General features: G+C 52.3%; 8 protein-coding genes. 5 read left to right on the top strand and 3 right to left on the bottom strand.

Annotation, left to right across the window (positions count from 1 at the left end; translation table 11 throughout):
* The first annotated feature begins 2 nt into the window (after positions 1-2).
* The 5 genes from AC4PCC_RS03675 to AC4PCC_RS03655 all read left to right on the top strand — a co-directional run bounded on the left by AC4PCC_RS03675 (position 3) and on the right by AC4PCC_RS03655 (position 6,010).
* The gene (locus AC4PCC_RS03675) at positions 3-1,034 is read left to right on the top strand and encodes a hypothetical protein (protein WP_492126433.1); all 1,032 of its coding nucleotides are present in this window, start codon (positions 3-5) and stop codon (positions 1,032-1,034) included.
* Positions 1,035-1,315: 281 nt separating this feature from the next.
* Complete coding sequence (locus AC4PCC_RS03670) at positions 1,316-2,527, top strand: DUF3440 domain-containing protein (RefSeq protein WP_492126432.1); 1,212 nt, start codon at positions 1,316-1,318, stop codon at positions 2,525-2,527.
* Complete coding sequence (locus AC4PCC_RS03665) at positions 2,524-3,144, top strand: ParB N-terminal domain-containing protein (RefSeq protein WP_492126431.1); 621 nt, start codon at positions 2,524-2,526, stop codon at positions 3,142-3,144. The genes AC4PCC_RS03670 and AC4PCC_RS03665 overlap by 4 nt, the downstream gene beginning before the upstream one ends.
* A gap of 407 nt (positions 3,145-3,551) precedes the next feature.
* Entirely contained in the window at positions 3,552-5,357 is a 1,806-nt protein-coding gene (locus tag AC4PCC_RS03660; protein ID WP_492127452.1) for a type VI secretion system family protein, read from the top strand.
* On the top strand, positions 5,348-6,010 hold the full coding sequence (locus AC4PCC_RS03655) for a DUF2931 family protein (protein ID WP_492126430.1): 663 nt from the start codon (positions 5,348-5,350) through the stop codon (positions 6,008-6,010). The genes AC4PCC_RS03660 and AC4PCC_RS03655 overlap by 10 nt, the downstream gene beginning before the upstream one ends.
* A 77-nt stretch (positions 6,011-6,087) precedes the next feature.
* On the opposite strand, the gene AC4PCC_RS03650 is transcribed toward AC4PCC_RS03655, so the two are convergent.
* Genes AC4PCC_RS03650 through AC4PCC_RS03640 form a run of 3 tightly spaced genes read right to left on the bottom strand, consistent with a single transcriptional unit; the run spans position 6,088 to position 10,352 of the window.
* Positions 6,088-7,809, bottom strand: coding sequence for a penicillin-binding transpeptidase domain-containing protein (locus AC4PCC_RS03650; RefSeq protein ID WP_492126429.1), 1,722 nt, complete (start codon positions 7,807-7,809; stop codon positions 6,088-6,090).
* Between the two features lie 39 nt (positions 7,810-7,848).
* Complete coding sequence (locus AC4PCC_RS03645) at positions 7,849-8,031, bottom strand: hypothetical protein (protein ID WP_492126428.1); 183 nt, start codon at positions 8,029-8,031, stop codon at positions 7,849-7,851.
* 41 nt (positions 8,032-8,072) lie between these two features.
* On the bottom strand, positions 8,073-10,352 hold the full coding sequence (locus tag AC4PCC_RS03640) for a molybdopterin guanine dinucleotide-containing S/N-oxide reductase (protein ID WP_492126427.1): 2,280 nt from the start codon (positions 10,350-10,352) through the stop codon (positions 8,073-8,075).
* Between the last annotated feature and the right edge of the window lie 133 nt (positions 10,353-10,485).

Genomic DNA, 10,485 nt, shown 5'->3' with positions numbered 1-10,485 from the left:
TTGTGCGTATGAAAATAGTAAACCCGGTCACGATAGCAGTAATTTTTTTAGCCACTTTCAGCATTCAACATGCACAGGCTCTAAGCTGTAAACTCACTAGCAACTCGCTAATCACTGAGCCCGTCGAACTTAATAATTTAATCTTCCTTTCGGGAACGAAGAATGGGGAAAAAGTCTGGGAATCACCGGTATTTACCCGAGATATAAGCTGCACCAGTAAAATAAAAGAAAATGTATATGTTTACCCTTACCCTAAAAGAGGACAGGAAACCTTACCAAAGGGTGTAAAAATGGGTTTAATTTTTAACGGTAAAGATCTGGGGACATTTGACCCAAGCAGTACACCGGCAAAGGGAAAGATAGATACCCAATGGACAATTAACAAAAATACCGCTCATCAAACGATGTCTTTCCAGGCCTATCTCAAAAAAGAGGGGGATATTGACACCTCTCAGTCCTCTATGGGCGTTACCCTGTTCCAGCTTGATGGGGTGAAAGGATTGAATGGCACACCAGACTCCAATTACAACCTTAGTATTAGAGGATGGGAAAAAGCCGGCACGCTAACCTGTAAAAAAGAGCTCAAAAGTACCAGTTTCACGCTCGGTAAAATTGACACCCTGAAAGCCATGAATCATGCAACACAGCTGGATAATGGAACGGCACGCATCGAAGCTGTCTGTTCCAGTACGTCGAGCAGTATTGTGAATGCGGCTAAAACATTACAGGGTACAATCAAATTAACGGGAAGCAGTGCCAAAAATGACGAGCGGGCGTTTGCCTCCCAGCTGGATACGGCAAACTTGTTGATATCACTAAATGGAACTGCCGTTACACCGGGAAAAGAACTGCCTTTCACTGTTCCTCTCAATGCGGGAAAAGGTAGCGTCGTGCTTCCTTTAACTTTTACTCCGGAAATTGCTAAAACCCCACAAGCACCGGGTGAACCTGCATGGCTTTTCAAAGAGAGTGATGAGGCAGCTAAGATTACAGTAGATTTCTCGTTTAACCCCACTATTGTAACCACTCATTAACACTATTCGATCCTCGCGTTAAAATGGCTGGTGCCATATTTAATTTAGCTAAGCGTAACGTGCTTAGCTAACGTATTATTTCGATAACGCCCTAAATAAGAGTATTGGAGCGTTACTGATGAGGCAAGGTAATTAATTACACCACTCTTTATATGCATAGCCATTTTTGTCTATACGTAACCAACGCATTCTGATATAACAGCCTGGTTGTTATCATCATCCATTTGGTTACACCTCATCACAGAATGAATAGATCTTAATTAATCGGTTCATCAGGGAACATGATGAAAAAAATACCATTAGGGAAGAGCGTTTTTAACGCCACAGAGGAAAGAATACACTGGGTATTTAATACCTTCCCCTCAGTATGTCTTTCTTTTTCAGGAGGTAAAGGTTCATCAGTATTATTACACCTTACAGCCGATATTGCCCGGCGCCTGAAGCGAAAGTTCACGGTTCTTTTCATTGATTGGGAAGTCCAGTATTCGGACACCATCACACATGTTTCCAGCATGAAAACATGCTATTCCGACGTTATAGAAAAGTTTTATTGGGTAGCGCTGCCAATGACAGCCCTGAATAGCACTTCTCAACATCAGCCGCTATGGCTACCCTGGGATAAAACTGTCGAATGGGTCAGGTGCCCTCCCCAGGATGCCATTACTGATGAGAAATTCTTTCCCTTTTATTATTATGGAATGGATTGCGAAGAGTTCGTGGCAAAGTTCGGAAAATGGTTTGCAAATAATGCCTCCGCGGCCCTACTGGACGGCAACCGTACCGAAGACTCGCTTAACTGCTACAGAACTATCACCTCGGGCAGGAAAATGCGGTTCATGGATGATAAACCGTGGACAACGGCTTCAAAATTCGGTTTCTGCTATTACGCCTATCCCATATATGACTGGAAAATAAAGGATATTTGGCTCTATTACATCAGGGAGAACAAACCTTTCAATACTGTTTATGAGCATATGTATAAGGCAGGTATTTCACCGAAAAACATGCACATTTCCGAGCCTTATGCAGGCGCTCAGCGGCAAAACCTGTGGCTATTCGCGGTTGTGGATGCCACCACCTGGGGTAAAGCCAGCAAACGAGTAAAAGGTGCCAGCACTGGGGCATTATATGGCAGAAAACGCTCGCCATTTTATGCGCAAAAAGATTTTGCAAAGCCCGTCAATCTGAGCTGGAAGGAGTTTGCATTACTGCTGATCAAAACGCTTCCTCCTACTACCGCTGAGCACTATCGCAACAAAATATTCCTTTACCTGAGCGGGTACCAAAAAAGAGGCTTTCCCGATAGCATCCCTGAAGAACAGGAATACGATCTTGGGCTGAAGGATATCCCCTCATGGAAAAGAATCTGTAGCTGTATTTTAAAAAACGACTACTGGTGTCGCACTCTGTCATTCAGCCCGACCAAAATGTCAACTTACACCACATACAGCAAACGGATTAAAGCGAAAAGAGACAACTGGAGGTTGTTATGAATATTGAAAAAATCACTTTTCTTATCAATAAATATTTTGCCAACATCTCATTTGAAGACCGGATCCATAGCTTAAATGAGATCAGGAAAACGCTATCAAAACACAGTCCTTTTCAGCACCATCCGATCGACTCTGTAGAATGGGTTAAGATGAGCGATATTGAATTAAATAACTACAACCCGAATAAGATTTCTCCTTATGAATTCACCCTCCTTCGCGTTAGCCTGCTACGTAATGGCTATACTCAGCCGGTGATCGTACATGAGGAAAATAATAAATATATCGTTATTGATGGTGAACATCGTTTCAGGCTGGGGATGGAAACGCCTGAACTCCAGCAATCGCTTCACGGCTATATCCCCGTTGCTAAAATCAGTGACGTTCATTTGCAGGACAGAATGGCAGCCACTATCCGACACAATCGTGCTCGCGGGTTGAACTCGGTCCAGGGAATGACAGAAATCGTCGTTAGCCTGAGCAATAAAGGGTGGGATGATGAAAAGATTTCCAGTGAACTGGGCATGGAACAGGATGAAATACTACGACTGAAACAGCTCTCAGGACTGGAAGAATTATTCAGGAATGAGGAATATACCGAAGCATGGACCATCACTTAACGGCCAGGGTTAGATCCGTAAGGTGAATCTGCTTATTGTACTGGATAGGCGTATTCGTTTGACGAACAAGAGCCTTATACGTGTCTTCCATCAGGCGCCGAATTGATGGCGATTCCTACCCTCAGAATTCATCAGACGTCCTTAAAGCGATTTTTTAGTGTGTAAGAGGAACTCTTACTTTCTATCAATTGCATCTCCGAAACGCGCCGAGGGCGTCTGACGCGGTGTAGCAAATGAACGGATGTTATGTTTAATCGCCCGTTATTCATCCGCCCGTCTGATTAAGGTATCATCCCTAAAATAACCCTTAAGGAAAAGGTGGTTTTATGTGGCGGGAAGAACTGGATGATATTGGCCTCGGGCATCACGGAGACAGAACGACAACGGGCGCGATTTGCTATGCCAGTATGCAGGACACCTACTGGTTCGGGATGCCCGCCTTATTGCGCCAGGGCGACCGGGTAGGCCCCTGCCCGGCCTGCGGCAAGCCCGGAAAAATTGCTGAAGGGAATCCCCGAATGCGTTATGGCGGGCTTCCTGTCGCGTTTCATAAGGCACTGATTATTTGTGGTTGCCCGCGCGGTTCGAACCGGCTGATCGCCCGCGCCGGGGACTGGCTCGGCCCTGGAAAGCCGCCGCACCCTTATGAACCGGCGCATATTGTGCTGGCGCAAATGAACGGTGAGACAAATGCCGAACCTGAGCAGCACGCGCAGGTGGCAAAGAAAAAGAAAAGTGAAATAACGCTGACCATCGGGGTATTTTTCGATGGCACCGGCAACAATGCCAATAATAGCGGCGACCGTCAGGCCGTCTGTACCGCTGAGCATTTTGGGATGAACGACGCGGAGTCAGAGTCTGCGTTAGGGCAGTGCATCCGGCTGAGCCGGGGATTTAGCGGCACCGCCGCCGGGAGTTATCTCGGCTATTACACCAACGTGCACTGGCTCAATACGCTGTATAACCCGGAAATAAGACCCGATACCGGAGCCGGTCAGTACGCCATTTATATTGAGGGGATCGGTACGGAAGACGGAGCGGGCGACAGCAGTTACGGGATGGCAACCGGCCGGGGAGACACCGGCGTGGTCAGGAAAACCGATAAGGCCGTTGCGGTACTCTCTGCCGGTATTCAGGGATATTTTAGCAGACACGCCGATGCCCGTTCCTGCGTCATCAAAGAACTGCAGTTTGATATTTTCGGGTTCAGTCGGGGTGCGGCGGCGGCGCGGCACTTTGCCAACCGCGTATTCAGTCAGGACAGCGCTATCATTGCGGCTATTAAAGCCGGGCTGGAGGGCGTTGAGTTCTCAGGTACCCCCGGCGGTAAAACCCGTTTTCTGGGGATATTTGATACTGTAGCGGCCATCGGCAGCCCGGTGAACGGCCTTAATCCGCACAGCGCCGATACCGGTGAGGTGGATCTCGTGCTGCGTCCGGGCGTGGCGGAGAAGGTTTTTCATATCACCGCACAGCACGAATGCCGGTTTAACTTCGCGCTGAACAGCGTAAAACCTGCCTGGCCGGAGCTGGCCCTGCCCGGTGCGCACTCCGACATTGGCGGAGGCTACAATCCCGACGAGCACGAAGCCTATTTTCTGACCCGCCCTCAGTTTGAAACCGTCCCCCTTTCCACGTCAGATACGAAAACGCGGATTTATCAGCAGGCGGGTGAGCAGATCCGGATGATGGATAGCTGGCCGGCGATAGCCCCGCTGTTGCAGGTGGTGGAGATCAATATCGACACCTGGCACGATGCACGGATGCCCGCCGACCGTTACGGTACGCTACAAAAACGCAGCGGCGCGGCCGCGGTTATTGACCGTCCGACGCGTAACGACTGGTCAAAGGTGGTGCTGCGGGTCATGCTCGATGCGGCTCAGGATGCGGGCGTGGTATTTGATCCTATTCGGGAGACAAATGCAGAATTAAGACTTCGTTCAGAACTCAATAGTCTGTGTGAAAAAGCAATCTTTATGGGCCGTGCCGCCCGTGGCGGTCAGCCAGTGACCGGCTTTACTACCCCGGAAATCGAGATGCTGGCGGGGCAGTACCTTCATTGCTCAGCCAACTGGAACGGTGTGGTCAGAGACGGTCTGGGAATGGTCACTGGGGCGGTCAAACCGGCGAAGCTGGTGACCTTTACCAACCGGCCTGACGAGCGCTGGCAGCGAACAGTTTACGATATGGACGGACATAAAATATGGAAATAATTCGCAAGGTGGGACTTTTTTCGGTGCTGATTCTGACAGCCTGTCACAGTGTGGGCGGGGACCGTTCCACAGCCGCTAAAAACGATACCCCAAAAGAGTGGACCTTTGATTTTTTCACGCCTAAAGCGCTGCCCGCGCTGGTAACGTTCGCCGTTGTTCAGGACGCTGACGGTACGATTTATCGCTTTAACACGCTGAACCGAACGTCTGATCTAACCGGTGTTATCGGCGAGTGGAATGACAGGGATCGTGCTGCCGGAGGGCACTGGAATCACGTTAAACGTCCTCCCCGGCATATTATTTTTTGCTGGGACTCGGTGATCGATAAAAAGGTGTATGAGACCCACCTGACGATCCCTAAACCCGTTCTGGAAAAAATGCTCCGGCCAGGCGCGACCAGGAATTATCAGGGAAATATAGCGTATTACGACAGAGTGCAAATCGGGCTGGCTCCGGAAGGAAAGATAGCCGTCTGGCTACAGGGTATAAATTTTGAGCCTAATTATCGCGTCACGCCGTCAGTTCTGTATACGTTATCCGGCGATAAATTAGATATCTGCAAAGGTATAACCAGGAGCGATTTTTCTTATGGATATGACAAAGACATAAAGGAGTTTATTAAAGGGAAAAAATACCCTTACGGTCGCTGGTAACGAGAACAATTTCTGAAAATGAAAAAAGGATCTTTCTGAGATCCTTTTTTCTGGGCTTAGTCGCCAGGCGCAGAACTTTAACCACTATGTGTAGAGTAAAGGGCATCCGGTGCCACGTTCATATGCTTGAGTACCGGCCCGATAATATTGCCGAATACCGGGGCAGCAACCGACCCACCAAAGTGATCGCCCGCTGTCGGGTGGTTGATCATAATCACCAGCGCCACCTGGGGGTTGCTGGCCGGTGCCACGCCCGCCGTGTAGTTAATGTAGCCGCCGTCATATTTGCCGCTGGCCCCCATTTTCTCTGCCGTACCGGTTTTGATTGCCAGACGATAGCCCGGCACGGCGGCACGTACCCCGCTTCCGCCCGGCAGCGCATCACTCTCCATCATATGCACTACCGAACGCACCGTATCCTCGTCGGCCACGCGCGTACCCATTACCGGCGGCGTCACTTTAGTGATGGAAAGAGGCCGGTAGATACCAAAGGATCCGAGCGTGGCGTACTCACGGGCGATCTGTAACGGCGTGACGCGCAGGCCGTAGCCGAATGAAAAGGTTGCCCGTTCAATATCCGCCCAGCGTTCGCGGTGCCGTGGGAAATAGCCCACGCTCTCCCCGGTCAGCCCCAGATCGGTTGGTTTCCCCAGCCCAAAGGAGCTGAAGGTGTTAACCAGCACTTCAGCAGGCATTGCCAGAGCAATATGGGATACGCCGATATCACTCGATTTCTGCAGGATGCCGGTCATGGTAAGACGCGGCCAGTGCCCCACGTCGCGTATCAGGTGACCGTTAACGCGATAAGGCGTGGTATCCAGCACCGAATCGGGCCTGACCAGCTTACGTATCAGCCCTTCCATCACCACCAGCGGCTTAACGGTCGAGCCGGGTTCATAACTGTCATTGATGGCGGTATTGCGCATCTGATTAGGTGACACATCAACAAAATTATTGGGGTTGAATGACGGATAGGAGGCCATCCCGAGGATTTCACCGGTGTCCACTTTGATCAGCACCGCCGCCCCGGAATCCGCCTTATTAAGCAGCACGCCGTCGCGAAGACGCGTATAGAGCGTGTATTGATCGAATTTATCGATGCTGAGCTGAACCGTTGGCGGCTGGCGGGGTGGCTCATAGTTGATCATCGCCACGATATTGCCGTGGGCGTCCTGACGATATTTCTCGCTGCCCGCCGTCCCCTGGAGCACTTTATTAAAGCCTTTTTCCAGTCCGGTCAGCCCGCTGTTGTCCGCGCCAACAATGCCAAGCAGCGGTGCCGTGGCATCGCTCATAGGATAAAAACGGCTGTCGTTATAGACGGTAGAGATGCCGGTCAGATGCAGTTTCGCGATGTCCCGGGCAATACCCAGCTCAATTTTATGCCCCAGATAAAGAAAGCGCCGGTTGGGATTGGCATTAATCTGCTGGGCTATCTGTTCTGGCCGCTGACCGAGCGCGTTGGAGAGATATTCCCATTTGGCGCTGGTGAAATCGGGATGCGCTTCCAGCACGCGCTGCGGGTCGGCAATAATATCGCGCGAAGGCACGCTCAGCGCCAGCGCCTCGCCGTTACGATCCAGCAGCGTTCCCCGGTTGGTGGGAATAGCAACGGTACGCAGCGAGCGTTCATCCGCCTGCTTTTCCAGCATCGGATGATTAATGAGCTGCAAATCACCGACCCACGCCAGCAGCAGCACCAGGCAGCCAAGCACGCCAAGGCAAATTATACGAAAGCGAAGAGGATGAAACGGCGTTTTAGCCAGGTCTTTAGCCAGTGTTTTTTTTAAGCGGGACATGAATTTTCTGCTGATTTCTGCTGGGCAACTGGCTGGGAGTTATACAAAAAATGCCGGGGAGATAACAGGGAAACTGTGTTTCAGATCGTGATTGGCGCGAAAAAAAACCTGCGCATCTGCGCAGGTTGGTGAAAGGAAAGCATGAAAACTTTGATGTTCACCCATCAATACCTCTGGGATATAAACTGTACCAAGCTGGCCGCGCCCGCCGCCAGCCAGCATTCGCAACAGTTACCCGCAAAATGTAACCAGCCATGAGTTTCTTAGGCTGTTTTGCAATCTTTCGCCAGACGGATCTCCACCAGACAGCTCATCGCATTAGGCCCCTGGGTCAGGGATGAGGTTCCGATGTCCAGCGTCAAAACATTTGGATTTCCCGCACGGTCGTACGGCTGCCAGGCTTTGCCAAAACCCGGATCAAACCAGGCGCCGGTCGCGATCAGCACCACGCTGCGGCTGACGCCCTCAGTCAGCCTGACTCCAGCCAGCATTCTGCCGCGATCGTTACTCACGTCAATGACGTCGCCATCGACGATGCCGCGCGCGGCAGCATCTTCAGGGTGCATCCACAGCGTTTCATGCCCGGCCGTTTTGTTCGCCTGCACCGACGGCGTGGCATCCATTTGGCTATGGAGACGATCGGCGGGCTGAACAGAGATCATATGCAGGGGGAAACGCTGACCGATCTCTGCACCCAGCCACTCTTCCGGCGGCCGCCATTCAGGATGCGGAGCAAAGTCGTCCAGCTGATAACCGGCAATCGTCTCGCTGAACAACTCAATTTTGCCGCTGGCGGTTTTAATCGGACTGGCCTGCGGGTCATCACGAAACGCTTCCATAAAGACGAAGGGCTTCTCCCCTGCGGGTACTTCGACGTAGCCCTGCTCCCAGAAGGTCTGGAATTCCGGCCAGTGAACGCCTTTGCGCTGGTGGGCGACGGCACACTGCTGGTAAAGATGGGCTATCCACTGCGCTTCATTGCGGTTTTCGGTAAAGGCCGCGCGATAGCCCAGCCGCTCGGCGAGATCGGCAAAAATATCAAAATCGTTACGGGCCTGATGCTGCGGTTTAATGGCCTGGTGCATCGCCAGCACAAAGCGATCGCGGGAGGAACCGCCGATATCGTTACGCTCGAGAGAGGTGGTAACCGGCAGCACAATATCTGCCATCCGGGCCGCCGGCGTCCAGACAATGTCCTGTACGATGACCGTATCGGGCCGCTGCCAGCCAGCCACCAGCCGGTTTAGCTGCTGGTGGTGATGAAAAGGGTTGCCGCCCGCCCAGTGAACCAGATGAATATCCGGATAGGTGTGCGTTTCGCCCTGAAACCGATAGGGTTCACCGGGATGCAGCAGCATATCGCTGATACGCGCAACGGGGATTGACCGGTCGGCGACCGGGTTAATCCCGGTAGACATCAGCGGTGCGGGTCCTTCTATACGTGGGTTACCGACGCTGTTCATTGAGCCATGACCAAATGAGAAACCGGCTCCCGGCAGGCCAGGCTGGCCGAGCATGGAGGAGAGCGCGATCATCATCCAGTAGGGCTGTTCGCCGCGGTGCGCACGCTGAACCGAATAGGAACAGGTGATAAAGCTGCGTTTGCCTGTGAGCTGTTTAGCCAGCTGCTGAATGCGCTCTGCGGGGATCCCGGTTATCTCACTGGCCCACTGCGGCGTTTTCGGCGTACCGTCGCTCTCCCCCAGCAGATAACGGCGTAGCTGCGGATACCCCACGCAGTGGGAGTGCAGGAACGCCGTATCCACGGCGTTGAGCCGTTCGATTTCAAAACCAAGGGCCAGCATCAGCGCCACATCGGTATTGGGGCGGATAGGGATCCATTCGGCGTTGACGAACGCCGGGCAGTCATCGCGCATCGGGCTGATATTGATAACCGTCGTGCCTTTGGCCGCCAGCGCCAGCAGCGCGGGTTTGAGGCTGTGCTGCCCTGCCCCGCCGGACGCGACCTGGCCGTTTTTCAGCGCCAGACCACCAAAGGCGATAAATATTTCACAATGTTCAACAACGCTCGGCCAGTCGGTAACCCGCCCGGTCAGCGGCATATAGGTGCCGATCACATAGGGCAGAAAGAACTGCGCCGCACCCCAGCTGTAGTTGCCCAGTTGGTCAATACCGCCGCCGCCGGTAAAGTAGAAGCGACGGATCAGCGTGCGGGCATGGTTGACCCGCCCTGCCGATGACCAGCCGTAAGATCCGGTAAAAATGCCCTCTGCGCCGTAGCGATCGCGTACCCGACGGTTCTCTTCCGCCACCAGGTCAAGCGCGGTGTCCCAGTCAACTTCAACGAAGTCTTCACGCCCGCGCAGCGTCCGGTCACTGTTTTCACGCGAGCGGAGCCACGAACGGCGCACCATTGGCCGACGAATACGCTTATCGGAATAGACCAGCTCCGGAATGCTGTTAAGCATGGGCGACGGGTCCTGGTCAGCAAAAAAGGGTTCGCAGCGCAGCAGTTTCCCCGCTTCCACGACGGCGTTAAAGGCGCCCCAGTGGGCGAGGTGCGGCACTTTTTTTAGGGTCATATCAGGTCCGGCAGGCGTTTTTTATGGAAAGTCAGGGTAGCATTTTTTCACGCTATTGCGCTTTTGAGATGGACAATTTATCACAAGGGTAAATTCTGCCCGATGGCATCTCGCTGTCTGACCAGCGGATCTC

This window comes from Erwinia sp. L03-1 (assembly GCF_058686115.1).
This window is presented reverse-complemented; position numbering and strand designations above follow the sequence as displayed.